The sequence below is a fragment of the Pseudoalteromonas sp. SR43-5 genome (assembly GCF_014163835.1).
GTDB classification, from domain to species: domain Bacteria; phylum Pseudomonadota; class Gammaproteobacteria; order Enterobacterales; family Alteromonadaceae; genus Pseudoalteromonas; species Pseudoalteromonas distincta.
The window spans coordinates 90,726-116,499 of the sequence record NZ_JACJEA010000012.1 but is presented as its reverse complement, the minus strand read 5'-3'; the positions used below and the strand labels follow the sequence as shown (position 1 = coordinate 116,499).

General features: G+C 39.9%; 27 protein-coding genes and 3 tRNA genes. 22 read left to right on the top strand and 8 right to left on the bottom strand.

Annotated elements, in window-relative coordinates; translation table 11 throughout:
* Positions 1-27 precede the first annotated feature (27 nt).
* Together H5090_RS09325 and H5090_RS09320 are read left to right on the top strand one after the other, a co-directional pair.
* A complete protein-coding gene (locus H5090_RS09325) occupies positions 28-396 on the top strand; it encodes a YacL family protein (RefSeq protein WP_002963010.1) in 369 nt (122 codons plus the stop codon).
* Between the two features lie 80 nt (positions 397-476).
* Positions 477-1,100, top strand: coding sequence for a dUTP diphosphatase (locus tag H5090_RS09320; RefSeq protein WP_002963012.1), 624 nt, complete (start codon positions 477-479; stop codon positions 1,098-1,100).
* 15 nt (positions 1,101-1,115) lie between these two features.
* Here H5090_RS09320 and yrfG read toward each other — a convergent pair whose 3' ends face one another.
* A complete protein-coding gene (yrfG, locus tag H5090_RS09315) occupies positions 1,116-1,763 on the bottom strand; it encodes a GMP/IMP nucleotidase (RefSeq protein WP_182695535.1) in 648 nt (215 codons plus the stop codon).
* Between the two features lie 61 nt (positions 1,764-1,824).
* On the opposite strand from yrfG, the gene nudE reads away from it, so the two are divergent.
* The 7 genes from nudE to H5090_RS09280 all read left to right on the top strand — a co-directional run bounded on the left by nudE (position 1,825) and on the right by H5090_RS09280 (position 6,100).
* Positions 1,825-2,397 carry an ADP compounds hydrolase NudE gene (gene nudE, locus H5090_RS09310; RefSeq protein ID WP_182695534.1) on the top strand — a complete coding sequence of 191 codons (573 nt, stop codon included), beginning with the start codon at positions 1,825-1,827 and terminating at the stop codon, positions 2,395-2,397.
* Positions 2,390-3,193 (top strand): 3'(2'),5'-bisphosphate nucleotidase CysQ, encoded by an 804-nt coding sequence (cysQ, locus tag H5090_RS09305; protein WP_182695533.1) that lies wholly within the window; start codon positions 2,390-2,392, stop codon positions 3,191-3,193. Before nudE ends, cysQ begins: the two co-directional genes overlap by 8 nt.
* 136 nt (positions 3,194-3,329) lie before the next feature.
* Positions 3,330-3,406: transfer RNA gene (locus H5090_RS09300), tRNA-Met, on the top strand.
* Between the two features lie 80 nt (positions 3,407-3,486).
* A tRNA-Met gene (locus H5090_RS09295) sits at positions 3,487-3,563 on the top strand.
* A 62-nt stretch (positions 3,564-3,625) separates the two neighbouring features.
* A tRNA-Met gene (locus H5090_RS09290) sits at positions 3,626-3,702 on the top strand.
* 237 nt (positions 3,703-3,939) lie between these two features.
* Positions 3,940-4,554, top strand: a complete 615-nt coding sequence (locus tag H5090_RS09285; RefSeq protein ID WP_002957915.1) for a trimeric intracellular cation channel family protein — start codon at positions 3,940-3,942, stop codon at positions 4,552-4,554.
* A 34-nt stretch (positions 4,555-4,588) separates the two neighbouring features.
* Complete coding sequence (locus H5090_RS09280) at positions 4,589-6,100, top strand: YifB family Mg chelatase-like AAA ATPase (RefSeq protein WP_182695532.1); 1,512 nt, start codon at positions 4,589-4,591, stop codon at positions 6,098-6,100.
* Here H5090_RS09280 and H5090_RS09275 read toward each other — a convergent pair.
* Complete coding sequence (locus H5090_RS09275; RefSeq protein ID WP_002957913.1) at positions 6,097-6,801, bottom strand: response regulator transcription factor; 705 nt, start codon at positions 6,799-6,801, stop codon at positions 6,097-6,099. The two genes, H5090_RS09280 and H5090_RS09275, sit on opposite strands and share 4 nt — an antisense overlap.
* Positions 6,802-7,017: 216 nt before the next feature.
* Positions 7,018-9,513 (bottom strand): S9 family peptidase, encoded by a 2,496-nt coding sequence (locus H5090_RS09270; RefSeq protein WP_182695531.1) that lies wholly within the window; start codon positions 9,511-9,513, stop codon positions 7,018-7,020.
* 84 nt (positions 9,514-9,597) lie between these two features.
* On the opposite strand from H5090_RS09270, the gene H5090_RS09265 reads away from it, so the two are divergent.
* Positions 9,598-10,674 (top strand): hemolysin family protein, encoded by a 1,077-nt coding sequence (locus H5090_RS09265; protein WP_002957910.1) that lies wholly within the window; start codon positions 9,598-9,600, stop codon positions 10,672-10,674.
* A 32-nt stretch (positions 10,675-10,706) separates the two neighbouring features.
* Here H5090_RS09265 and H5090_RS09260 read toward each other — a convergent pair whose 3' ends face one another.
* A complete protein-coding gene (locus tag H5090_RS09260; protein ID WP_182695530.1) occupies positions 10,707-11,918 on the bottom strand; it encodes an EAL domain-containing protein in 1,212 nt (403 codons plus the stop codon).
* Between the two features lie 166 nt (positions 11,919-12,084).
* On the opposite strand from H5090_RS09260, the gene H5090_RS09255 reads away from it, so the two are divergent.
* Positions 12,085-13,101: a metalloprotease gene (locus H5090_RS09255; RefSeq protein WP_182695529.1), complete on the top strand. Its 1,017-nt coding sequence runs from the start codon at positions 12,085-12,087 to the stop codon at positions 13,099-13,101.
* Between the two features lie 291 nt (positions 13,102-13,392).
* The gene (locus H5090_RS09250) at positions 13,393-14,133 is read left to right on the top strand and encodes a CPBP family intramembrane glutamic endopeptidase (RefSeq protein WP_182695528.1); all 741 of its coding nucleotides are present in this window, start codon (positions 13,393-13,395) and stop codon (positions 14,131-14,133) included.
* 102 nt (positions 14,134-14,235) lie between these two features.
* Here the strand turns inward: H5090_RS09250 and H5090_RS09245 are convergent, their stop codons facing one another.
* Positions 14,236-15,546 carry a short-chain fatty acid transporter gene (locus H5090_RS09245; RefSeq protein WP_182695527.1) on the bottom strand — a complete coding sequence of 437 codons (1,311 nt, stop codon included), beginning with the start codon at positions 15,544-15,546 and terminating at the stop codon, positions 14,236-14,238.
* A 169-nt stretch (positions 15,547-15,715) separates the two neighbouring features.
* Here H5090_RS09245 and H5090_RS09240 point away from each other — a divergent pair, with 169 nt between their 5' ends.
* Both H5090_RS09240 and H5090_RS09235 read left to right on the top strand, forming a co-directional pair.
* A complete protein-coding gene (locus tag H5090_RS09240) occupies positions 15,716-16,783 on the top strand; it encodes a potassium channel family protein (protein WP_182695526.1) in 1,068 nt (355 codons plus the stop codon).
* Positions 16,783-16,980, top strand: a complete 198-nt coding sequence (locus H5090_RS09235) for a PLDc N-terminal domain-containing protein (protein WP_149603303.1) — start codon at positions 16,783-16,785, stop codon at positions 16,978-16,980. Before H5090_RS09240 ends, H5090_RS09235 begins: the two co-directional genes overlap by 1 nt.
* A gap of 36 nt (positions 16,981-17,016) precedes the next feature.
* Here the strand turns inward: H5090_RS09235 and H5090_RS09230 are convergent, their stop codons facing one another.
* Positions 17,017-18,051 carry a cytosolic protein gene (locus H5090_RS09230; RefSeq protein WP_182695525.1) on the bottom strand — a complete coding sequence of 345 codons (1,035 nt, stop codon included), beginning with the start codon at positions 18,049-18,051 and terminating at the stop codon, positions 17,017-17,019.
* Between the two features lie 69 nt (positions 18,052-18,120).
* The gene (locus H5090_RS09225) at positions 18,121-18,579 is read right to left on the bottom strand and encodes an EVE domain-containing protein (protein WP_024597276.1); all 459 of its coding nucleotides are present in this window, start codon (positions 18,577-18,579) and stop codon (positions 18,121-18,123) included.
* A gap of 77 nt (positions 18,580-18,656) precedes the next feature.
* Between H5090_RS09225 and tesB the strand changes: the two genes are divergently transcribed.
* Entirely contained in the window at positions 18,657-19,514 is an 858-nt protein-coding gene (tesB, locus tag H5090_RS09220) for an acyl-CoA thioesterase II (RefSeq protein ID WP_182695524.1), read from the top strand.
* Between the two features lie 20 nt (positions 19,515-19,534).
* On the opposite strand, the gene plsB is transcribed toward tesB, so the two are convergent.
* The gene (plsB, locus tag H5090_RS09215; protein WP_002957901.1) at positions 19,535-21,973 is read right to left on the bottom strand and encodes a glycerol-3-phosphate 1-O-acyltransferase PlsB; all 2,439 of its coding nucleotides are present in this window, start codon (positions 21,971-21,973) and stop codon (positions 19,535-19,537) included.
* A gap of 417 nt (positions 21,974-22,390) precedes the next feature.
* Here plsB and rpsJ point away from each other — a divergent pair, with 417 nt between their 5' ends.
* The 7 genes from rpsJ to rplV are packed head-to-tail and all read left to right on the top strand — an operon-like array spanning position 22,391 to position 25,767.
* On the top strand, positions 22,391-22,702 hold the full coding sequence (rpsJ, locus tag H5090_RS09210) for a 30S ribosomal protein S10 (RefSeq protein ID WP_002957900.1): 312 nt from the start codon (positions 22,391-22,393) through the stop codon (positions 22,700-22,702).
* Between the two features lie 27 nt (positions 22,703-22,729).
* Positions 22,730-23,365 (top strand): 50S ribosomal protein L3, encoded by a 636-nt coding sequence (rplC, locus tag H5090_RS09205; protein WP_002957898.1) that lies wholly within the window; start codon positions 22,730-22,732, stop codon positions 23,363-23,365.
* 17 nt (positions 23,366-23,382) lie between these two features.
* Positions 23,383-23,988 (top strand): 50S ribosomal protein L4, encoded by a 606-nt coding sequence (rplD, locus tag H5090_RS09200; protein ID WP_002957897.1) that lies wholly within the window; start codon positions 23,383-23,385, stop codon positions 23,986-23,988.
* Positions 23,985-24,287 (top strand): 50S ribosomal protein L23, encoded by a 303-nt coding sequence (gene rplW / locus H5090_RS09195; RefSeq protein WP_002957896.1) that lies wholly within the window; start codon positions 23,985-23,987, stop codon positions 24,285-24,287. Before rplD ends, rplW begins: the two co-directional genes overlap by 4 nt.
* 15 nt (positions 24,288-24,302) lie before the next feature.
* On the top strand, positions 24,303-25,127 hold the full coding sequence (rplB, locus tag H5090_RS09190) for a 50S ribosomal protein L2 (protein ID WP_002957895.1): 825 nt from the start codon (positions 24,303-24,305) through the stop codon (positions 25,125-25,127).
* A gap of 15 nt (positions 25,128-25,142) precedes the next feature.
* Positions 25,143-25,421 (top strand): 30S ribosomal protein S19, encoded by a 279-nt coding sequence (rpsS, locus tag H5090_RS09185; protein ID WP_004588689.1) that lies wholly within the window; start codon positions 25,143-25,145, stop codon positions 25,419-25,421.
* 13 nt (positions 25,422-25,434) lie between these two features.
* Positions 25,435-25,767, top strand: coding sequence for a 50S ribosomal protein L22 (gene rplV, locus H5090_RS09180; RefSeq protein WP_002957892.1), 333 nt, complete (start codon positions 25,435-25,437; stop codon positions 25,765-25,767).
* Positions 25,768-25,774: the final 7 nt, after the last annotated feature.

The following is a 25,774-nucleotide window of genomic DNA, read 5'->3' as shown; positions in this document are numbered from 1 at the left end:
GCAATTAAAGATTTACAGGCAAATCCTATGGAATATCAATTTATTCGCGACCCTATTAGTGGGCTACGTATTAAAATAAGTAGTGAACACGCTATTATTGGTCGCTGGCTAAACGAAGAAATAGGCAAAGACAAAGTAGCTATGGTTCAAGCGCTTATTGCATCGGTGAGTTCAAGCTATGAGCCGCTAACGCTAAAAGGCCAAGAAATAGATTTAATATTAACCAAAGACGAAGCACTATTTGAAGCCCATGCGCTTCATCAAGACAGTGAAGACCTAATAGCGTATCAAGATGACGATTTAGCGCTTGAAGAAAATGGTTTAAGTAGTGGTTGTGGCTTTGAAGATTTCATTGATTTAATTGATTCATGGGCTGAATTTAGCGGCTCAAAGTAAACTACATATTAAGATAGTGCTGATGCGTTAAGCTTCCTTTATCTGTACTATTACACTAATCAAAAACGACAGGAATGAATATGTCTGCCAATTTAAACAAGCTAGTAGTTATGCTAGAAATGCAAAATGCCATGAACACTAAAGTACATGAGCAATGGTTTACTCAAGGATTCGAATGGTACCGCGCTATTTGGGTTGAGTGCGCTGAAATGCTGGATCATCATGGTTGGAAGTGGTGGAAAAAACAAACACCAGATACTGAACAAGTTATTTTAGAGTTGGTTGATATTTTTCATTTTGGTCTATCGCTTAGAATTGACGGCAAAACTAGCTACGAAGACTTAGCAAAGCAACTTGAAGCTGAGCTTAGTAATGCTCAACAAGCGGATGACTTTAAACAAACGCTAGAAATATTAGCGGCTTCCGCCGTTGCAGATAAAACGTTTAATGCCGCTGCCTTTGCCGGCTGTATGGCGCAAATGGGTATGGATATTGATGATTTATATCGCGGCTACGTAGGTAAAAACACGTTAAACTTTTTCCGTCAAGATCATGGCTACAAAGACGGTAGCTACATTAAAGAGTGGAACGGGCAAGAAGATAACGAGCATTTAGTTGAAGTAGTTAAAAGCCTTGATACAGAACATGCAGATTTTGCAAAGTTAGTGTACCAAGGCCTTGAAGCGCGTTACCCAAAAATCTAGCCCACGTAAACTGAGTTAAATAATCTTACGATAGTCGGTAACACTCAGGTAATCGGCTATTTCGTTATGTGGTTGTTGGCTATCAGGGTTAGCAACTGCAAGTAAGTGCTCGATGCCGTATTCTCGTGCGGCATTTAATACCGGCACACTGTCATCTACAAACAAAGTGCGCTGCTTATTAAACCCTAAGTCTTTTTGTACTTGGTGCCACAAACTTTGCTGCTCTTTACTTACTCCATATTCATGAGTAGACACTACACCATCTAGGTAGTTATCAATCGCTGTATGCTCAAATTTCAGCATGACACTCTCAGGGTGGGCGTTGGTAAGTAAAATTAACTCTTTGCCTGCTTTTTTAAGCTCGGTTAAAAAATGAGGTACGTCTTCGCGCATTTTAATTAAATGCTGAGACTCTCGTTTAAGCTCCATTATAGGCAAGTTTAATTGCTGCTCCCAATAATTTAAACAATACCACTGTATTTGACCGCTCACAGCTTGATAGCGTTTTAAAATATCTGCTTTAGCTGCATCTAGGCTAATGCCTCTAGCTAATGCGTGTTGCGCAGGGATAACGTTAAGCCAAAAATGACTGTCGTAATGTAAATCGAGTAATGTTCCATCCATGTCGAGCAAAACGGTATCGATTTTTGACCAATTTAACATAGGAATTTCAACTTATAAGGTTTATTATTGAACTAACTGCCATGATAGCAAATTAACGCCAATGACACAGAAAAAGCACCCAACACCACCACAAATCCTCAGTAACAATGTTGTTGCTAAAAGTCGCCTGTTTACTGTGGAGTCTTTAGAGTTAAAGTTTTCTAATAACGAAGAGCGCCAGTATGAGCGAATTCGCGGCGGTGGCCGGGGAGCAGTGATGATTGTTCCGTTAAGTGCAGATAATGAGTTACTACTTGTACGTGAATACTGTGCGGGTACAAACAATTACCAGTTAGGTTTTCCTAAAGGCTTAATTGATCCGGGCGAAACCCCAGGGCAAGCTGCTAACAGAGAACTTAAAGAAGAAATTGGCTTTGGTGCTGAGTATTTTAAACCATTAAGAACAGTAACAATGGCGCCGAGTTACTTTAATGCCACTATGCATATTTTATTTGCTAAGCAATTATACCCTCAAACCCTTATTGGTGACGAACCAGAGCCGCTAGTTGTTGTTAAGTGGCCATTAACTCAGTGGCAGTCATTATTAGACCAAGAAGATTTTACCGAAGCACGCAGTGTTGCAGCTTTGCTATTATTAGATAAGTATTTAGCGTCTGGAGCTGCCGATGAATAAATTAATCGAACCGTGCATTGAATTAGCTGAGCGTGCTGGCGATGCAATTATGGCCATTTATAAAAAAGGCGATATTGGCCAACAAGAGAAATCAGATAATACGCCTGTTACCAAAGCTGATTTAGCAGCAAATGACGTACTGGTTGCTGGATTAAAAGCACTTGCACCCGATATCCCAATTATGTCGGAAGAAACACCTATACCAGCACTCGCCGACAGACAAGATTGGCAGCGTTATTGGTTGCTCGATCCGATGGATGGTACAGGCGAATTTATTTTAGAAAGTGGCGACTTTGCAGTAAACATTGCATTGATTGAAAATAATCACCCTGTGCTTGGCGTTATTCATTGGCCTGCAAAAGGTGTGACTTATTTTGCTACTGCTAAAAATGGTGCCTTTAAACGTGAAAACTCAATTGATAAGCAAATATCTGTAGCGCCGCCAGAGAGCTTGACGCTTGCAGTGAGCCGCCGCCAAAAAATAGAAGCGGTGAGTCAGTATTTAAATAGTCAGTTTACAACGATTGCTATTGGTTCGTGTTCTTTAAAAGCCTGTACTGTTGCAGAGGGCAAAGCAGATTGTTTTTTAAGAATTGGTCCAACGGGAGAGTGGGATACAGGTGCTTCACAAGTTATTGTTGAAGAAGCCGGTGGTTGTATTACGGATGCAGAATTTAATCCGCTAACGTACAACCAACGAGAGAGTACTGAGAACCCTGACTTTATAGTGATGGGACATCCCGACTGGGAATGGCAAAAAATGATTAATCCACATCAAAGATTGATCGCAGAGTAGTAATTTGATTGCTTTTTGTTCGGTTGAACAACTTTAATTAGTTTAGGTCTTGCATTAAATGTTTATTCCTATATAGTAGCGCTCTCTTCAAGGCAGGCAAGTAAATATTACGAAAATGCTTTAAAGAAATTACAGGCGCGGGATGGAGCAGTCTGGTAGCTCGTCGGGCTCATAACCCGAAGGTCGTCGGTTCAAATCCGGCTCCCGCAACCAATTTCCTTAGGGATTGAGGTTACTGTAAACTCTAACTTAAGAGATAAAATAAAGTAGTCGATAGACTTAAAATATACAGGCGCGGGATGGAGCAGTCTGGTAGCTCGTCGGGCTCATAACCCGAAGGTCGTCGGTTCAAATCCGGCTCCCGCAACCAATTCTTTAATTGGAAGCCAAGTTGTAATGTAAGCAACTTTAAATAAGTCTACAAATTTCAGGCGCGGGATGGAGCAGTCTGGTAGCTCGTCGGGCTCATAACCCGAAGGTCGTCGGTTCAAATCCGGCTCCCGCAACCACTGAAATAAATAAGAATGAAACGACACGCTTAAAGCGTGTTTTTTTATGTCTAAAATTTGATGAGAGTGGTGAGATCATCTTCACTGCATGAGGCATTCACTTCTCATAAGCGCAAGCTCCCGCCCCCCTGAGATACACTTTAAAATGTTATAAACTTCTTAAAATAAATCGTTATTACTTAAAACCTTGTTTGGTTTGTGTTAAAACGGCACAAATATTTTTAGGTTGTTACAAATATGACTGAACTTTACCACTGGTTTGATTTAATAGGCATTGCGGTGTTTGCTGTATCAGGCACTTTGCTAGCGTACGAGAAAAAAATGGATGGCTTTGGGGTCGTAGTTTTAGCGACAGTAACTGCTATTGGTGGTGGTACAGTGCGAGATCTAATTTTAGATGTTCCTGTGTTTTGGTTACACGATCAAAGTTACTTTTTTGCCATACTCGCTTCAGTATTTGTTACAACACGCCTTATAAATAAACAAAAGCCGATACCTCATTATATTTTACAAACAGCGGATGCGTTCGGGTTAGCTTTTTTTGCAGTAATGGGGGCGCAAAAAGCACAGCTTGTTGGTATGCCCGATATGACTGCGGTAATTATGGCTGTAATTACAGGCTGCTTTGGTGGATTAATTCGAGATGTGCTTGCACGCGAGATCCCTATGCTATTAAAGGGTGAGCTTTACGCTATTACCTGTATAGCGGGTGGTACTGTTTATACGCTTGGCATTAGTTTTTCGTTAGCAACCGAAATGGCGATGGTATTAGGCATGTTAATGACCTTATTACTTCGTTTAGCCGCTATAAAATGGCAAATCACATTACACGTTTTTAAATATCCTGACTAAACTGGTGTAATCACACCATTTACTAGGATAAGGAATGTCGTTAGCTCGTATATTTTCTCGTGCTCAAGTGGGCATAAATGCCCCTGAAGTTATTGTAGAAGTTCACCTAGGAAATGGTTTACCTGCTTTTCATATTGTAGGTCTGCCCGAAGCGTCTGTTAAAGAGTCGAAAGACAGGGTGCGTAGCGCACTCGAAAACTCACAATTTGGTTTTCCCGATCAACGAATAACCGTAAATTTAGCCCCAGCCGACTTACCAAAAGATGGTGGGCGGTTTGATCTGGCTATTGCGGTGGGTATTTTAGTCGCCTCTGGGCAAATAGTGTGTCCTGATATTCATAAGTACGAGTTTTATGGTGAGCTCGCTCTTAATGGTGAAGTGCGTGGTGTAAACGCTATTTTACCTTCGGTACTTGCTGCTAAAGAGCAAGATCGCTGCTGCTTTTTACCTCTTGCAAACGACAGCCTAGCAAGCTTAGTTAATGGCGTTAAACGCAAAGCCGTAAGCTCTATTCAAGAAGTATGGGGCGACCTACTTAATCAACAACCCTTGCCATTAAATATAGAGTACCCCGACTGCACTCAAGCCCCTGATTTTTTACTCGATTTAAGCGATGTGAAAGGTCAGCCTGGTGCCAAGCGAGTATTAGAAATAGCCGCAGCTGGCGGGCATAATTTATTATTTTTAGGCCCTCCTGGCACTGGTAAATCAATGCTGGCCCAGCGAATGGCAACTATAATGCCTACTATGTCGGACGATGAAGCTATTTCAACAGCTGCGCTTTACTCTATTATTGGACAATCCATAGATTTAACTAATTGGCGACAGCGGCCATTTCGTAATCCGCATCATACGTGCTCAGCTGTTGCTTTGGTGGGGGGCTCTTCAAATCCCAAGCCTGGTGAAATTTCGCTGGCACACAACGGTGTGCTCTTCTTAGATGAGTTACCGGAATTCGAGCGTAAGGTGCTTGATTCACTGCGTGAACCAATGGAGACCGGCACAGTAACTATTTCACGTGCAGCTAGGCAAATGGAGTTCCCAGCGCAGTTTCAGCTTATAACCGCATTAAACCCAAGTCCAACAGGGAGCCATACTGATAAGCGAGCAACTCCCGATCAAGTTATGCGTTATTTATCGCGCGTATCGGGGCCTTTTATTGACCGTATTGATTTACAAATAGAGCTTCCTCGGTTAACGAGTGTTGAATTACAAAGCACTCAGCCGGAGGAAACCAGTGCTGAGGTTAGAGCAAGAGTTGAGGCTGCTTATTATGTGCAGCTAAAACGCCAAGGTAAGGTTAATGCGAGACTTAATAATAAAGAAATGAGTGTGCACTGTGAACTTGCGCCTGCAGAGTTGCAATTTTTAGCTAGAGCAAGCGAGAAGTTGTCTTTATCGCCACGCTCTTACCATAGAGTAATTAAGGTGGCGCGGACTATTAGTGATTTAAAAGGCGCTGAAAACATTAGTTTAAATGAGCTTAAAGAAGCACTTAATTACCGCGCATTTGAGCGCCTTATTGCGCAATTAACTAAGTATTAAATAGAAAGCATATAGCCTTTACCGCGTACGGTAACGATGCGTTTTTGATCTTTTTCGTCATTTAATTTTTTACGTAAACGACCAATAAGCACATCAACAGTACGATCGTTTGGGCTCCAATCGGGCTGGCCTATTTCTTCTGATATTTTTTCACGGGATGTGGCTTTACCTGCATTACTAATTAAGCAAATAAGCACTTTATGTTCGGCTTCAGTTAAGCGTGACTCAACGCCCGCAGCAGTAATTAATGTGCGGTTATCAGGATGAAGCTTAAAGTCAGCATATTCTATAAACTCTTCGCTTTCGTCGTCTTCTAGGTTAACTGCAACACGCTTATAGAGCGCGCGCATGCGAAGTTCTAACTCAAGTAAATCGACGGGCTTACAAATATAGTCATCAGCACCTTGTGCAAGACCTGCAATACGATCGGCTTGGGAGTCACGACTCGATAATACAATAACGCCAATATCGGTCAGTGTGTTTAATTCTTTTGCGAGCTGAAGCCCGTCGCGCTTTGGTAAGACAATGTCAATTATGGCTAATGATATAGCACCGCGCAGGTTTACCCGCTGCCTTACAATGTTAAGTGCATCAGCGCCAGTGGGGTCTACCTCTATTGTAAATTCGGTATCTGCAAAGTGATTTTGGATGCGTTTAACGAGTAGTTCATCGTCTTCAACCAATAAAACATTAATAGCCATAGTACTTTATTTTGAATGCTTATAGCTCTGTATGGTAGCACCATTAGGTAAATGCTGAGAAGGGGGTTTATTAGTTTTAAGTAACTTAATATTTCAAAGGTGTATAAGACGTTATTAGAGGATGAGGTTAGCACCTTTAGACTAATTAAAAGGTGCTAAATAATTAATTCTACTATTAATAAATCTGTATTAAGTCGTTATTTTAAAGGTTCAGGCTCAGTCATTTTTATACATCGAGTCCCACCATTGAGGCTCGTTTTTTAGCTTTTTATCAAAGTATGCGAGCATAGTGTTCCACCAATCAAATCGTTTGTCGCGTGCAAAAATTTGATGGTCGGCGCCTTTGTATTCGATTAACTCTACGTCCTTATTAAGCAGTTTAAGTGCAGTGTACATTGTTAAGCTTTCGCCAACAGGTACATTGGTATCGCTATCACCATGAAGAAGTAGCATAGGTGTTGTTACTTTGTCGGCATGAAATACAGGGCTATGTTGGCTGTAAAGCTCAGGGTTATTCCACGGGAAGCTATTTTTTGATGCTTCGCCAGAATATAAGTAGCCCCACCAACCTTCACCCCAATACGAGGTAATATTAGAAATACCCGCATGAGCTATTGAAGCACTAAATATATCGGTTTTAGTTGCCAATAACATGGTCATGAAGCCACCGTACGATGCCCCTAAGTTACCTACTTTTTTACTATCAACATAGTTGTATTTATTTAAAAAGGCTTGTGTGCCTTCGATAATATCATCTGCGGTGTAGTCGCCCCAGGCATTAACATGCTGCGCTGAAAACTTTTGTCCAAACCCTGTTGCGCCAGTAGGTTGCACTACATAAACAACGTAGCCATTTTCTGCCCATAAGTTAAACGGGTAACGACCTGTAAAACCACGCGTAACGGGTGAAGTACCGCCGTAGTAATACACGAGCGCAGGGTGCTTTTTAGTTTTATCTAAGTTGCTAGGAATGTACACACGACCCGTTATTTCGACACCATGTTTATTTTTAAAATTAAACTCTTCTAATGTAGGGAGTCGTGTATTTGCATAGCTACTTGGTTTTGAATCCCATATTAAATCTGTTTTATTTTTACTTACGTTAAGGCGCTTTAGTTGTTGTGGAGCTAAAGCGTTGGTACCACTTAGTAAAATTTCGGTATTACGGTCGTATGAGTAACTAAATTGTTCAACAATATCCAATCCTGTATTTAACTTTTTAAAGCGCTGTTTACTTAAATCAAATAGGTAAAGTGGTTGAGTGTCTTGCTCTGTTACTTTAATGAGCGCATCGCCGTTTTCTAAAACTTGCAGTTGGCCAATAGCGGGGTCGAACTGTTTACTAAGTGCTTTTACGTTTTTACCGCCTTCAGTAAGTAGATAAAGTTGCCCGTCGTAGTTATTAGCAAGCATAGCTTTTGGTAGTGCTCTGCCTGCGCCATTTTTAAAGTCGGGGCCTGCAACTACATAAATGTCTTTATTTGCATATTTAGCTAAATTAAACGTTTTAAATTTACCAAGCGATGAAAGCTTATTTGATTTTAAATCGAGTTCAACTAACTCTGTTTCTGGGTGTGTTGATGCCTGCATTGCCATTACTGGGCGGCTCATTAATATTTTGCCACGGTTACTATTTGAATCTTCAAGGCTGTAAGAAAGAGGACCTTGGCTAAGTGTTTTTGTTAAACCACTTTTAGTATCAAGCATATAAATTTGGCTGGTGGAGCGTGCATACGACCAGCGATCTTGTAGACCTTTATAGTGCTTAGTTAAGCTGTTAGTGCTCTCGGGTGATTTAGACCAGCTAAACAAAAGGCTGGTGTTGTTATAAAAGGTAAAGCTATTAGCTCCTTCTAAATCGTTTGCTAATGTTTTTATTGAGAAGTTTTTACGGTTAAGTTGTTTAAGCTCACCATTTAACAAATACACTAAATATTGGTTATCTGGACTCCAAATAATGTTACTTGGTTGGCCTGCTTCAAAGCGATAAAGCGTTTGATTGTCTGAATCTTTAAGTACAGTAACTGTATTTGCTTGATTTTGTGTTTTATCGCTATAAGTGCGAGTGGTAGTAACGTACTGCTTGGCATTAGGTGCGAGTGATAATTGGCTGATCGTAGGGGCATCAAACAATTGTTTTGCAGATAAGCGTTTTGTTTGTGAGGCGCTAAGCGTAATTTTATCAACGTCGCTTTTAGGTGCAAAATCAAGCGTTACATCGTGCCAGTTAGCTACTTGTTGGGCTACTATTAAAATAGAGTGAGTACTGTTATTTAAAGCTAACTTATAGCTATTTTTATCGCCTGTTTGTAGTTCGCCATTAATAAATAACTGACCTTGCTCAATCCCTTTTAAGGTAAGCGTACCTTGTGTAAAGCGGGTTGTTTCAATATTAAATTTTAGTGCCTGTAACCCACCTAAAGTGAGCGCATTGATTTTATTAAACGGCTGCCAGTTTTGTTTTTTCCCAAATACAGAAAAACTATCTGAGTCTGCTTGCAGCTGCGGCAATAGGTTATTAATAATGGCATTGCCATGAGGTGTTTGAAAAGGCTTTAACTGCATGTCTTCGGCAAGTGGGCCGATAAACTGAATTTTTGATTTATCCAATGGTGCAGCTATTGCAGCAAAGCTTAAGCTGCTAAGTGTCAAAAGAGTCGCTGCGTACTTAAATAGCTTATTTTGATGACACCATGGTGCGCTAAATTTCATTATTATGCCTATTATTATTGGAAGTTTGGCCAAATATAGCATGTATTGATACCATGCTCACATATCCAATATAGAGGAGAGAAAGTGACTTTACTGATAGTTTATATGGTAGTGGCGATTGTTATTTCGTTTTTATGTTCTGTGATGGAGGCTGTGTTATTAAGTATTTCGCCCAGCTATGTTGCATCACTTAGAAAAAAACACCCTGAGCTTGCTAAACAGCTCGAAAAGCTTAAAAACAATATAGATCAGCCTTTAGCTGCTATTTTAACTTTAAATACAGTTGCCCATACTGCAGGTGCAGCGGGAGTTGGTGCACAAGCGGCTGTCGTTTTTTCCGATGCGGCTGTAGGTATTGCATCAGCCATCATGACATTCCTCGTATTAATTCTTTCTGAAATTATACCTAAAACCTTGGGGGCTAATTACTGGCGAGCTTTAACCCCAAGTGTTACCTACGCTTTGCGTTTTTTAGTTATATCGCTAAAGCCTTTTGTATGGTTTGCTCAAAAGCTAACAAATTTAATGGGTCCAAAGCACGATGAGGCTTACTATATTCGTCAAGAGATAGAGGCAATGGCAGATATAGGCACGGAGTCGGGAGCATTACACCAAGATGAATCTGATATTATCCGTAATTTGTTGCATTTTAAGCATGCAAAATTATGTGATTTAATGACGCCGCGAACTGTTATTTTCAAAATCCATAAAGATTTAACAGTTAATCAGTATTTAAATGAACATGGATCGTCATCGTTTTCTAGAGTGTTGGTATTTGATAAAGATGCCGATGATATCGTTGGGTTTGTGCATAAAAACGATATTATGCTGGCATTTCACCGCTTAGGCACCGATTACAAAATTAGCAAATTGATTAAGCCTATTTATACCGTACCAACTTCTCAGAACGTATCGTCGTTACTGCAAACTCTTTTAACAAAGCGCACGCATATATGCCTAGTTGTAGATGAGTACGGTGACGTGCAAGGTATTGTAACGCTAGAGGATATGATTGAAGCTTTAATGGGGCTAGAGATTGTAGATGAGCGTGACCAATCTACTAATATGCGCGCAGTAGCAAGGCAGCGTTGGCACAAACGTTTAGCAAGTAGTGCGCATATAGTCAGTGAAGAAGATAAACACACTCGGGGTGATAATTAGTTAACCAGCCCCTATTAAATATTAATACCTCTTTAAGCGGGGCTGCCATCAGTTTTCAGCCAATCTTTAGCCCAAGATATAAATTCGTCTTGTGGTTTAGGGCGGCTAAATAAAAAACCTTGTATGGCTAGTTTTCTTCTATAATGCCTTAAATAAACGAGCTCTTCTGGTCGTTCAACACCTTCTGCTACTAAGTCTAAATTATCTTTACTCGTAATATTAAATAACGAACTTACGACCACTTGAGAAAATAAATCTGTTTCTATATGGCTAATAAGTGAACGGTCTATTTTAATTTCAGTAAAAGGAAGATTTCGAAGCTGATTCATATTAGTAAAACCAACACCAAAGTCGTCTAGCGATATACCAAAGCCATGCATTCTTAATCTGTTTAGTGTTTCTAATTGCATTAGGCTTGAGAGTGCATGTTGTTCTGTTATTTCTATAATTATGTTACTAGGCGTGAGTTGGTTTAATTCTAAAATGAGCAGTAATTTATTAGGGCAGTTTAAGTCGTCGAGCTGAGTTGGCGATAAATTAAATGCCATTTTAAAATCATGACCTAGTTGCGCTTTCATATTTTTGAATTCGCTGGTGGCCTTTTCAAAAAGAGAAAATGTAATTTGATTAATTAAGTTGTGTTGTTCGGCAGTGTTTATAAAACGGTTAGGTAAAATAATATTGCCGTCTTTACTTGATAAAATACGTGCTAAGACTTCAACGCTTTCAATTTTATTGTTATCAGCGTTTATTTTTGGTTGGTAAAAAGGCGTTATTTCATCGTTTTTTAATGCATCAATAAGCTCATCTTTTGAAATGGCTGACTCTTTTAATAAAGTGTGGCTGTTTAATTGCGCCACTTTAATAAGTAACCTACTAACCTGAGACAGTTGCACTGGCTTTGAAATATTACCAATGAGGTGAGCGTTATGTTGTTTCGCGAGATTGGCAGCTAAGCTAATAACTTTATGGTCCATTTCAGAAACAATTATAATACCGCCTTGATAATGTAACTCTCCTAAGTGGCGGATTAGTTCCATGCCGTCCATTTCGGGCATATTGAGATCAGTAAAAATAGCATCAAAGTAGTTGATATCCTCTTTAACTTTTTCAAGAGCTTCTTTTGCATTCAGGCACGTAGTTATAGTGTTAGACATACCCAATTCGTTAAGTATAGCTTCCATAACGATCAAAATTGCTTTTGAATCGTCAACAACTAAAATATTAGGCACTATTTTGTCCACTGTTATCCCTTTCAATGTATCGCTTGGAGTTACTATAAAAGTAGTAGTGTTTTTTTATTTTGTCAGTATCAAATACTTTTATTTTGAAAATAGTTACCTAGCACCTTCACTCGTGTTTTTAAGCTGATTAGGTATACTAGCGCCATTATTTTAAACGGTCTTAATTATGATAAGAATAGATCTTACTTTAGCCGAGCAACCATTTTCGCTTATGGTGTCTGGGCAAAAAATTGTGCAGGTATTTCACGCGCAACAAGCCATTACATTTGATAACCCTCGTGAAAACTATTTTCAATTTACTTACGACAACAAAGTAATAGGTATTGATACAGCGGCGGTGAAAGAGCAAAGCATTTCGCTCTTTGTAGATGATCAATTTGCAACACAACTTGCGTTACCAGCACCTACAAATGGGTCACCTAAAAAAGGCTTTTTAGGGCTAGCTGCATTAGGTTTTAAGCTTTTTAAAAGTGCTAAGGTAATTAAAGTAGTGCTTGCCGGGGCTTCTGTTGCAGGCTATGCGTGGTTATTTAGTATTGAATTTGCACTAATGCTAATTGGTTGCTTAGTCGTACACGAATACGGCCATGTGCGAGCAATGAAATACTTTGGCATAAAAACCAAAGGTATTTACTTAATCCCGTTTGTTGGTGGGCTAGCTGTAAGTGACGATAAAATAACAACCCGTTGGCAAGATGTCGTTATATCACTGATGGGGCCTGCATTTGGTTTAATTACCTCGGTGTTGGGTGTCGTTTTATATTACGCCACCGAGATGGAAATATTTGCAGGTGTGGCGGTTCTTAGTGCGTTATTAAATTTATTTAACTTGTTACCAATTTTGCCGCTTGATGGCGGGCATGTATTAAAAAGTATTAGCTTTTCAATGCGTTCATGGATTGGTTTAAGCGTATGCTTATTAGGCGTACTATTTGGCTTATGGCTGAGCTACACCTTTGGCTTAATGTTACTGGTATTCTTTTTGTTTGTTGGTGCGCTGGAAATTGTATTTGAATGGCGAGGCCGTCACTACTCACACTTAATGCCGCTAGATAAATATGGCCAAGGCTTTTCAGCGGTTATGTATGCAGTTGTAGTAGCTGGGCATGTAGCTGTAATGATGCACTTTGCCGATTCAGAAAATCCAATATTGAGCCTGCCGATGACTATTTTATCGAGCTAGCAATAATAACAGCATGGTAGCTCAAATCTCGCTCACTATGCTGTTTTTTGTACGTTGCTTTTAAGGTTTTTGTGCATTTGTTGTTTAGAAAGGAAGCTGTCGCTCAGTAAAGTGGGCGTTTAACAGGGGCAATTACGCTTGCCCAACCACTCTGAATAAAATTAATTGTGTTTATTTTAGCTTGTGTGGCGATAGCAAGATGTTAGTTTTGATTTGTTTCTTAATGGGGGAATTGATATGGTACTATCCCTCAGAATGAAAAATAACAATAAGCCGTGAGCTGATAAAATTATGGATGATGCGATAAAACAACAAGTAAATCAAAGCACAGGGGAATCTTTATTGTACACGCTTTATTGGTTAGCCTTTTTTGTACTGGTGCTCCCAATGGCCTCATACTTGATTATTTTTTTATCGGGTGGTGGGGCATTATTGTTAAATGACCTTACACATTTAGAGCAACTAGATTCGAATCCCGGCTTAGTTTTTATATCTACCTTCCTCACTGCTGTACTTACACTGCCATTTTTAAAGCCTACTCTTGATGCGCAAAATAAAAGCGAAGTTATTGGGCGCTTAGCAATAAAAAAAGTGGCTCTTTTTCCTTTAATCATCACAATGTTATTAACAGCGGCTTACGTTTTATTGGAACAATGGCTTTTTGGTTTTATGGAAGTCGCCTTGCCAGATTTTATGTTAGAAGTTGAAGCACAAACAAATTCGCTTTTAGCCAAAATTATGCTGCTTTTAGCAGTAGTACTTATTGGGCCTATATATGAGGAGGTGATTTTTCGAGGAGTGGCATTCTATAGGCTGAAAAAAACCGCTTTAGGAGTCAGTGGCGCAATTATTATCTCAAGTATTGTGTTTACATTGATACATGGGCAGTATGATCAAGTTGAAATTTTTATTTCTCTGTTTGTATTTTCTTGCTTGGTGGGGTTAATTCGTCATTTATCGGGTAATCTGTGGTATTGCATTATCGCTCACATGATCTGTAATTTATTAGCACTAGGTGAAATTATTTGGTGATATTAAATTACTTACCAGTTAGCTTTATTTTCTTGCTTAGTTCTTTTTGGTTTGCAGCTAGCAAGCGCGAAATAAAATCACGCCTTTTTATTATGCTTGCAGTTAATAAAAGCTCAATACCAGCGATATAAAAACCCCAGTTACAAACAACTGCACAACACAAAACCCCATAATATCTTTTGCTCTTAAGCCTGCGATAGCAAGGACTGGTAATGCCCAAAAAGGTTGAATTAGGTTAGTCCACGCATCACCCCACGCAACAGCCATTGCAACGCGAGATATATCGGCACCTAGCTCTTGTGCTGCGGGTATTACAATAGGTGCTTGTACAGCCCATTGGCCACCGCCAGAGGGTACAAACATATTAACGAGTCCTGCACTTAAAAAACTAAAAAATGGCAAGCTATCAGCATCTGCAACGGCAATAAAGCCACGTGATATCTGTTGTGCTAATCCACTATCAACCATTACCGCCATGATGCCGGCATAAAAAGGAAATTGAATAACAATGCCAGCCCCGCTTGGAATTGCTTGTTGCAGACTGTTAAGTAAATTATGGGGTGTTTGATGCAGCGTAATAGCTAAAAACAAAAATACGGCAATAACGCTATTAAGGTTTAAGTTTCCGCCAGCAATAAAAAAGTAATAACCTAAATATGCCAAACCTAATAAGCCAATTGTCATACCGAGTAGTTTGCTTTGTTCCAAATGTTGGGCAGGTCTGGTTATTGTTGTGGGCTTAGGTGTTGTCTCTTGTAAAAGAGCTGGGTCGATATATACGCTTTCTTGCTGGCTTGGCAGCATATAGCGATTAACGAGCGGCATAATAATGAATAAACCAACTAATATGGCTATATTAAAGCCCGCAAATAAAGTGTGCTCTGTACTAATAATACCAATGCTGGCCTCTGAAAAGTGACCATCGGTTGCGATGGTTAAAGGAATCGAACCCGCTAATCCGCCATGCCATACAACAAAACCTGAGTAAGCGCTGGCTACTAATAATCGATAATCAACACGAGTATGTTTAGCAATTGCTTTGGCAAAAAGGGCACCAATAACTAAGCCAAATCCCCAATTTATCCAGCTCGCTAAAAGCGAAATAAGCGTTACCAATATAATTGCTTTGGGTGCGGTGCTTGCAAATGTTGCTAGTTTTTCTAATAACTTACTTATAGGTGGCGTACTTGCCAACATATAGCCTGTAATTAACACTAGTAGCATTTGCATAGCAAAACTTAATAAGTTCCAAAACCCACCTCCCCACGCTTGTAATACTTCAATGTTAGTTGCGGTTGTAAATAAGCTCGCACTGACAAGGGTAATTATTGTAAGTAAAATTACAAATATAAAGGGGTCGGGAAGATAACGCTCTACAATTTTAGTAAAAGGGCGGGCTATTTTATTAAGCATAAGCACAACTGTTTTGGTTATTATTTTAACGCTAATTAATCATGAAAAATCACCATTGGCAAACAGCATTTAGTCTAATATTTGCGGTTAAAAGCTTAAACATTGCTTAAAAGCATCGCTTACAGTAACGTACTGTTTATAGATAATTTACTAACGAAGACTTTGTATTATGCCGGTGATATTTAAAAGGCTAGCGTTACTTGTTCGCGCTCATATAGATCAGTTGAGTTGGCAAGCAGTGGCATTAGCTATTTTGACTCATATGCTATTAACATGGAGCTTACTATTTATAGCGAATGAGAAAGCGTTAACCTCGCTTACTACCTTTTTTTACTATTACACAGTAACAACATCAACAGTGGGATATGGTGACTTTAGTCCAACTACTGATCTTGGTCGTTGGGTGGTTGCATTAATACAAATTCCATTTGGTTTAGCTTTATTTGGTGTTTTGCTAGGAAAAGCAGGACAAACTGTTACTTACTTAATTAGGCGCGCTATGACTGGTGATAAAAACTTTGCCCACAGTAACCACCATATTATTATTTTTGGTTGGCACGACACTCGTACAAAAAAGATGATTGATTACATTTTGGCAGATACGAAACGTACTGACCGTCGTATTTTACTCGCGGTAACAGAGCAAATAGATCATCCTTTTTTAGCTAACGAAAGCGTTGATTTTGCACGTTTAACGAGTTTTACTAATTTAGCTGAACTAGAGCGGGTAGCTATTCGTAGTGCTGATAAAGTGATTATTGATGGTCAAGATGACGATCAGACATTTACAACAGCCCTGCGCATTAGTCGCTTAGTAAAAGATGATTGTCATATAAGTGCTCACTTTTTGGATGAAACCAAAGTTGAGATGATGTTAGAGCATTGCCAAAATGTAGAGTGTAGTAGTGCAAAATCAGCTGAGATACTCGTACGCTCAATGCAAGATCCAGGTTCGAGCCGTGTGCAAGAGGAGCTGCTATCTACTTTGCATGGTGATACACAATTTAGTTTGAAAATACCAAGCGGCTGCAAAGATATGGAGTTTGGTACTTTGTTTCATCATTTTAAGCTTGAGCATGATGCAATACTGTTGGGTGTTGCTCATAATTTAAGTGCGCAAAATATGGATTTAAACCCACCATTAGATTACAAAGTAAGTGAAGGCGATATTCTGCACTATATATCGGTAGATCGAGTATTAAGTAGTGAAGTAGACTGGTCGAGCCTAGAAAAATAATGAATGAAGTTGTATTTTTAATTGTTGTTTTAAGTGCTTATATATTACCTGTCGTTATTGTACTCAACAGTAGGCGTACACAGGGTCATGAAAAGAATGGCTGGCTAATGGGAATAATTATATTTTCTTGGTTAGGGTTAATGATGTACTTTGCCATTGTGCCCAAGTATGGGCACAAAAAGAAAAAGGCCAAATAGAGTAGTTGGCCTTTACAGCCGCTTTTACTGGCGTAACTACTCTTCTAGTTGCTTAATTTTATGCTCAATTAAAGGATCGTCAGGTACAAGTTGTTGAGCAACTTCTAATAACTGAATGGCATCATTAGGATGTTCATCTTGGTGCTTAAGCGCCACATCTATTAATGGCTGAATATCAATTTTTGCCTGATGCTCTTGTACATGCACTTCTTTTTCATCAGCTAAAATTTTATGCGCTGTACTCAATAATGCTAAACGATGCGGTGAGCTTGCATTAGCCGAATTGAGGCTTTGATAATAATCCTCTTTTAAGCGTAAGGTTTTGGTTTGCATGCGAAACTGTGCAATATCGATTTGCTGATGTTGAATGAAATCAACGGCTACTTGCTTATAAAACCCAAACTTATTCAAATATGTGGCGTGTGTGCCATGTCCCATACCAAATACTCGTAAGTGAGTTAACTGCTTATAGCGCTTAGCGTGCATTCGGTCTATACGATTAGTAGGATCGTAAATAATATAGCCTTGGGCATCTCCTAAATCTAGATCGTGATAATCTTGCTGCCAATCAAACTGCTGAGCTATATCGGTACTAGAGCGGTCATCCCACGGTACTAATTCTTTATTTTTAGTACTTACCGGATGGAAGAACAACACCTGATTTAGCTTTAATAGTTTAGCAAAAGCGCCAACAGCAAATCCGCCACGACTTAAACCATAGCCAAGTCGACAATTAAACGGCGTAAGTAATGTTGATAATTGCTCGAGAAAAAAGATTAAATTACGATTACGAAACCAATTACTTTTACCTAAATGCTGAAAAGCGATTACGTTTACGTTTTGTTTTTGAGCTAAGTGATAACCCCATGGTGCAAAATCAGGGTGAAGATCTTGCTCTTGCACGTTAGTGCCAGCAGGGGAGAAGGTAAAAAGCAGGGGTTTATTAACGTCAACAAAATCATACTTAACAAATACATCGCCGAGTAAATCATTACCCGTCATGGGTAATCGAGTTTGTTGCTCATTGCGCGGGAGAGTTAACCATTCATCTAACCAATACAGTAATTTCATTAATCCTCCAGCTATAAGTCAGCATAGATCATATCAAACTCAATGAAATTAGGTCAAACCGATAGGGTATTACTGCGCCATTTTGATTATTTCATCCCAGTCATTTTTAGTAACAGGCATTATTGATAGACGTCCGCCCTTTTTAAGTGCGATTTCAGTAATATTGTCATTGGCTTTAATATCTTTAAGGCTAATTAATTTTTTTAAATGGCTTTGATAAGTAACCTCAACAACCACCCAACGTGGTTTGTCGCTGGTGGCTTTTGCATCGTAATAGTCGCTGCTTAAATCAAATTGAGTGGGGTCTGGGTAGGCTTCTTTGGTAACCTCGGCAATGCCCGCTACGCCCACGTGTTTACAGCTTGAATGATAAATCATTACTGAATCACCGACTTTGACGTCGTCACGCATAAAATTTCGTGCTTGGTAATTACGCACACCTTCCCAAAGAGTCGTTTGTTTTGGTGCGTTTTTTAAGTCATCTAATGAAAACGCATCGGGTTCAGTTTTAAATAGCCAGTAAGCCATAACAGTATTCCTAACAAATATTTACTTCCCACTATTGTATAGTATCATTTGGACACTAGGGTAATGAGGAAGAAATAATGAGCCAAGTATTAGATGATTTATTGTCGTTGTTAACACTTGAAGAAATTGAGCAAGGTTTATATCGAGGACAAAGCCAAGATTTAGGCTTTGGTGCTGTATTTGGTGGTCAAGTAATGGGGCAGGCGCTTTCTGCTGCCAAAGAAACTCTACCTGAAGGGCGAATAGTTCATTCATTACATTCTTACTTTTTACGCCCAGGCGATCCGGCTAAACCCATTGTTTATGACGTTGAAACTATTCGTGATGGAAAGAGCTTTAGTACGCGCCGAGTCAAAGCAATTCAGTACGGTAAACCTATTTTTTATATGACCGCGTCATTCCAAGGTGAAGAGAGTGGGTTATCGCATCAAGCGACAATGCCTGATGTTCCCGCACCTGAAGAATTACGTTCATCGCTTGAGTTTTACCAAGATAATGCTTCGCATATCCCAGAGGTTATCCGTAATAAGTTTACCCGTGAAATGCCAATTGAAATGCGACCGGTTACTTTTCATAACCCGTTTAAACCAGAAGTTATGGAGCCGGTAAAGCATATTTGGTTTAAAGCTAATGGTGAAATGCCGGACGATCAGCGTATCCATAATTACTTATTAGCGTATGCGTCTGATTTTGAGTTTTTACCAACTGCATTGCAACCTCATGGTGTATCGTTTATGCAGCCAAATATGCAAGTAGCTACTATTGATCATGCAATGTGGTTTCATCGTCCATTTAGAATGGATGATTGGATTTTGTATTCAATTGATAGTCCAAGTGCGAGTAATGGGTGTGGTTTGGTACGGGGGCAGTTTTTTGACCGCCAAGGCAACTTGATTGCCTCAACAATGCAAGAAGGGGTTATGCGTCAACGCTAACCCCTTCTGTAAATGCATTGCTAGTTACACTGATCTTGAACTATATCGCTGATTGACTGCCAGACGCGTGCTGGCAGTAATGTTTTAAGGTGTGCGTAGGTTTCACATAGTTGTGTGCTACCTACTAAGCCCTTATCACCCTCTGTTATTAATGACTCACCACGTAAGTTTTCGATAAAACTAACAAGTACTTTTTTGTCAAAAAACTCAGGTGTTTTTATGCCGTGCAGTGTACCTAAACGTTGTGCGAGTACTTGGCTTTCTCTTTCAAGTTCTGCTTTTTCAATGCCATCACTTGTTTGAATAAAACCAATTACAATAGCGTAACGTTGTAGAGTAAAGCTAAGTGCTCGTCCAAGCATTTCAAGCTTAGCTAGGCAGTCATTACTGTTCGTTATATGAATGTTATCGCCATCAAACTCAATTAAATTTTGATCAGCAAAGTTAGCTAAAATACGCGTTATGTAGTTTTCATCAAGAGGTTGTAAATACCATTCTTTAGCAAATAGCGGATAAAATGTTTTTACAAGTTGTTGGCATTGAGCAATCGTAGTGCTGTGTTGTTTAAATAGATGTAGTGCAATTAAGCTTGGTACTGCAAACAAGTGCAAAATATTGTTTCGGTAGTAATTAAACAGTACTTTTTCTTTATCGCTAATCGTAATAATTTCGCCAAACTCATCACTGATAACTTCAAACTTATTAAGCTTTAATGCATGCGTTAGTAATTGCTCTGGTGTTTCGTCTGGTGTAGTTACTTTGTTACTGTAGCTTGCATCACGCTGTAAGCGCAGATAAAAATCAAGCTGAGCTAATAGCTTTGGTTTACTCAATGCTTGTTTATCGTTAACCAGCAATATCATCGCTAGTAAGTTAACCGCATTAAGCGCCGCTGCATTATTAATTTTAACCATTACTTGGTCGGCAAGTTTAGTTACTTGTGGTGCTAACCATTGTGGCTTTTGCACGTCAGTTGGGTGTATTGAATCACGCCAATCAGGTTGGTTATCGTTTAAGTATTGGTTAATAGAGATTGGATCGCCAAAGTTTAAGTTACCACGACCGTAGTTTTTAAGGTTTTTGATTGCCTTAAAAATACCAAATATAGATTCGCCTTTTTTATCTTTACCATCCAGCTCTTTAAGGTAGGTGTTAATTTCCATGACGTGCTCGTAGCCAATGTACACAGGAACAATAGATATTGGTCTGTCTATTCCGCGTAGCATTGCTTGTAATGTCATAGATAGCATACCCGTTTTAGGCGGAAGTAAGCGTCCAGTCCGGCTTCGACCGCCCTCCGTGTAAAACTTAACAGAGTAACCTTTAATAAACAGTTGGCTTAAATACTCTTTGAATATGGCAGAATAAAGTTTATTACCTGCAAATGAACGGCGAATAAAAAACGCACCAGAGCGTCTAAATATGCCTCCGGCAGGGAAAAAGTTAAGATTTATACCAGCAGCTATATGCGGAGGTACTAAACCTAAATGATAAATAGAGTAAGTAAGCAGTAAGTAATCCATATGGCTGCGATGACAAGGCATATAAATTATTTCATGTCCTTTATCTGTTAGTTCATGAATTTGTTCGGCGTGTTTAATATCAATACCATTATAAAGCTTATTCCATAACCAAGTTAAAAACCTTTCGGCCACACGTATCATTGCTTCAGAGTAATTAGCGGCTATTTCATCAAGTAGCTTAAGTGCATTTTGACGAGCTTCTGTTTGGCTAATGTTTTTAGCGTTAGCTTCATCTTGAATTGCTTTTTTTATAGTAGGTGACGCTAATAATGAATTAAATAATTGCTCACGAGATGGCATTTTAGGGCCTGTAGCAGCTAGCTTTTGGCGCTTAAAGTGAACACGCGCTACGCGTAATAATTTATGAGGTAACTCACTTACGTCGGCTTTTTCATTGACCAAAAGTGATAAGTCGAGTGGTTGGCTAAAGCGAATAAAGTTATCGCGCCCTGAAAATAACACCACAAAAAACTTTCTAAACCAGCTTGGAGTAAGAGAGTGTGTAATTAAAGTACGTAGTCCTGGCTTTTCTTTACCTGGGTCGCGCCCCCATAAAATAGTAACAGGCACCACTTGTACGTTTTGCTGACCGCTTTTTATTAAGTACTCAATAATTTGCTTGCCTTGGGCTAAAGCATTGGTTGGTTTTGCTTCATCACCAAACAGTGGTGGTGGATTTTTAATACCAATAAAACGGTCTAAATTCTGAGTCCCTAGCACTTGCTCTTCTGTTGGGCTTGGTAGGCCATTCTTTTTACAAACATGCGCCAGCGCGGCTAAATCAAAACGTGAATTTAAACGCACTATATAAAATGTAGGGTACTCAGGGTTTAGCTCATACTGTTTAATAGGATTTTCTGGTAGCACTTTGCTTTTCACAAATAAGCGGCTAAATCCAGCAGACATAACATTTAAACAATAATTAAAAATACGCATCGACTCACCATATTGAGAGTATTAAGGGCAAAATTAGCGCAACAGGATACCATAATATCTAAAAATCCCTTAGTTTGCGCAATTAAGATGTTTAGTTGTTTGTTGACTAGCATCAAAAGCATTAGTTCAAGTATAGCGATTGAACATGTATGGACGCATATTTAATCAAATTAGTGTTCATTACATTGTTTCTAAATAGTTGTTGCATTTATCACCAATACCTCTATAATACGCAGGCTTTCAAAATTCCTCTGGGAATTAGAAAGGATAAATTAAGCTTGGATTTCAAGCTAATAAACAGGAGTTCCGATTTGGAACTCAACGTAGATATAATCAAACAGCCGACATCTTAAGTTTTAAGATTGTTTCGGTCGTTTTTTTATGCTCTTTTATATGCTCTTTATATTGAGGTTAAGAATGTCAAATCAACGCATTCGTATTCGCCTAAAAGCTTTTGACCACCGTTTGATTGACCAATCAACGGCAGAAATCGTGGAAACTGCGAAACGCACTGGCGCACAAGTACGTGGTCCAATCCCACTACCTACACGCTTTGAACGTTTTACTGTACTAACTTCACCGCACGTTAATAAAGATGCGCGTGATCAGTACGAGATCCGCACCCATAAACGTCTGATAGACATCGTAGAACCAACTGACAAGACTGTAGACGCGCTTATGCGTTTAGATCTTGCTGCTGGTGTTGATGTTCAAATCAGCCTGGGTTAATCGAAAGATTAGAGAGGTTTTAGGAAAATGGCATTAGGTCTAGTCGGTCGTAAAGTGGGTATGACACGAATCTTCACTGAAGATGGTGTATCTATCCCTGTGACAGTTATTGAAGCGACACCTAACCGCATTGCTCAGATCAAATCTGACGCAACAGACGGTTATAACGCGCTTCAAGTAACCGCAGGCACTAAAAAAGCAAGTCGTGTAAACAAAGCTAAAGCGGGTCATTTCGCTAAAGCTGGTGTTGAAGCGGGTCGCGGTCTGTGGGAATTCCGCCTTAACGGTGGTGAAGGCGATTTTGAAGTAGGCGCTGAGCTTACTGTTGAATTATTCAACGAAATCAACAAGGTTGACGTAACCGGTACTTCTAAAGGTAAAGGTTTCCAAGGTGGTGTTAAGCGCTGGAATTTCAGCATGCAAGACGCTACACATGGTAACTCTCTATCTCACCGTGCTCCTGGTTCAATCGGTCAAAACCAATCACCTGGTAAGGTGTTTAAAGGTAAGAAAATGGCCGGTCATATGGGTGCTGAGCGTGTAACGACTCAAAACTTAGAACTAGTTCGCGTTGACGCTGAGCGTAATTTGCTTTTAGTTAAGGGTGCAGTACCTGGAGCTATTGGCGGTGACGTTATCGTTAAACCAGCTGTTAAAGCATAAGTCCTGGAGATTTAGTGATGGAATTAGCAATTAAAGACGCTTCTGGCGGTCTTGAAGTTTCTGAAGCTACTTTTGGACGTGAGTTTAACGAAGCATTAGTACACCAAGTAGTTGTTGCATACGCAGCAGGTGCTCGTCAAGGTACTCGTGCTCAGAAGACACGTTCTGAAGTAAGCGGTGGTGGTAAAAAACCATGGGCTCAAAAAGGTACTGGCCGTGCACGTGCCGGTACAATCCGTAGCCCAATTTGGCGTTCAGGTGGCGTTAGCTTTGCAGCTAAACCACAAGACCACAGCCAAAAAGTAAACCGTAAAATGTACCGTGGTGCGATTAAAAGCATCTTATCTGAATTAGTTCGTCAAGAGCGTTTAATCGTTGTTGAAAGTTTTGCTCTAGCAGCACCAAAAACTAAAGAACTAGTTGCTAAGCTTAAAGAACTTGAGCTTAAAGATGTTCTTATCGTGACTGAAGAAGTAGATGAAAATCTTTTCTTATCGGCACGTAACCTTTATAAGGTTGACACACGTGATGTAGCTGGTATCGATCCTGTAAGCTTAATTGCTTTCGATAAGGTACTTATTACAGCCGCTGCTGTTAAGCAACTTGAGGAGGCGCTAGCATGATTCGCGAAGAACGTCTTTTAAAAGTGATCCTTGCTCCACATATCTCTGAAAAAAGCACAATTGCTGCTGAAGAAAACAATACTATTGTTTTTAAAGTAGTAAATGACGCAACTAAAGCTGAAATTAAAGTAGCAGTTGAGAAGCTTTTTGAAGTAGAAGTAACGGGTGTTCGCACACTTAACGTTAAGGGTAAAACAAAACGTACTGGCGCACGTTTCGGTCGTCGTAGCGACTGGAAAAAAGCTTACGTTACTCTTAAAGAAGGCAGCGAGCTAGACTTTGTCGGCGGCGCCGAGTAATAAGGGGATAGAATTATGGCACTTCAAAAGTGTAAGCCTACTTCTGCGGGCCGTCGTCACCTAGTTAAAGTGGTTAACTCTGATCTACATAAGGGTAAGCCATACGCACCACTTTTAGAGAAAAACTCTAAATCAGGTGGTCGTAATAACAATGGTCGTATTACGGTTCGTCATATCGGTGGTGGTCATAAACAACATTACCGTTTAATCGATTTTAAACGTACTAAAGATGGTATTCCAGCCACTGTTGAACGTTTAGAATACGATCCAAATCGTAGCGCAAACATCGCTCTTGTATTATATGCAGACGGTGAGCGTCGTTACATTATCGCACCAAAAGGCTTAAAAGCTGGCGATGCAATCCAGTCTGGTGTTGATGCACCAATCAAACCTGGTAATGCATTACCAATGCGTAATATGCCTGTAGGTTCGACTGTTCACAACGTAGAATTAAAACCAGGTAAAGGTGCTCAAATCGCACGTTCTGCTGGTGCATACGTTCAAATCCTTGCTCGTGATGGTCAGTATGTAACATTACGTCTTCGTTCAGGCGAAGTTCGTAAAGTTGAATCTGATTGTCGTGCGACACTAGGTGAAGTAGGCAATGCTGAGCATATGCTTCGTTCACTTGGTAAAGCAGGTGCAAATCGCTGGCGTGGTATTCGTCCGACAGTTCGTGGTGTTGCCATGAACCCGGTAGATCACCCACACGGTGGTGGTGAAGGTCGTACATCTGGTGGTCGTCATCCTGTGTCTCCATGGGGTAAGCCGACTAAAGGTGCGAAGACGCGTAAGAACAAGCGTACGGATAAATTTATAGTACGTCGTCGTACTAAGTAATATTGAGGAATAGCCATGCCACGCTCTCTCAAGAAGGGTCCTTTTATAGACCTACACTTGCTGAAGAAGGTAGAGAAAGCTTTGGAAAGCGGTGAGAAAAAGCCAATTAAAACTTGGAGCCGTCGTTCAATGATCATACCTAACATGATCGGATTGACCATTGCTGTCCATAATGGTCGCCAGCACGTACCAGTTTTCGTTTCTGACGAAATGATCGGTCACAAACTAGGTGAATTTGCACCAACTCGCACTTACCGTGGCCATGCTGCGGATAAGAAAGCGAAGAAACGATAAGAGGGGAAGATAAATGCAAGCATTAGCTAAACATAAATTCGCCTCTGGTTCGGCGCAAAAAGCACGTCTAGTTGCAGATCAGATCCGCGGGTTACCTGTAGATCGCGCACTAGAAATCCTGGCGTACAGCCCTAAGAAAGCGGCTGTATTAGTTAAGAAAGTACTTGAGTCTGCTATTGCTAACGCAGAGCATAACGAAGGTGCTGACATTGATGAGCTTCGTATAACAACGATCTTTGTGGACGATGGTCCTACAATGAAACGTATTATGCCTCGTGCTAAAGGACGCGCAGATCGCATCCTTAAGCGTACAAGCCATATCACTGTTATGGTTTCAGATAGCTAGGAGTATA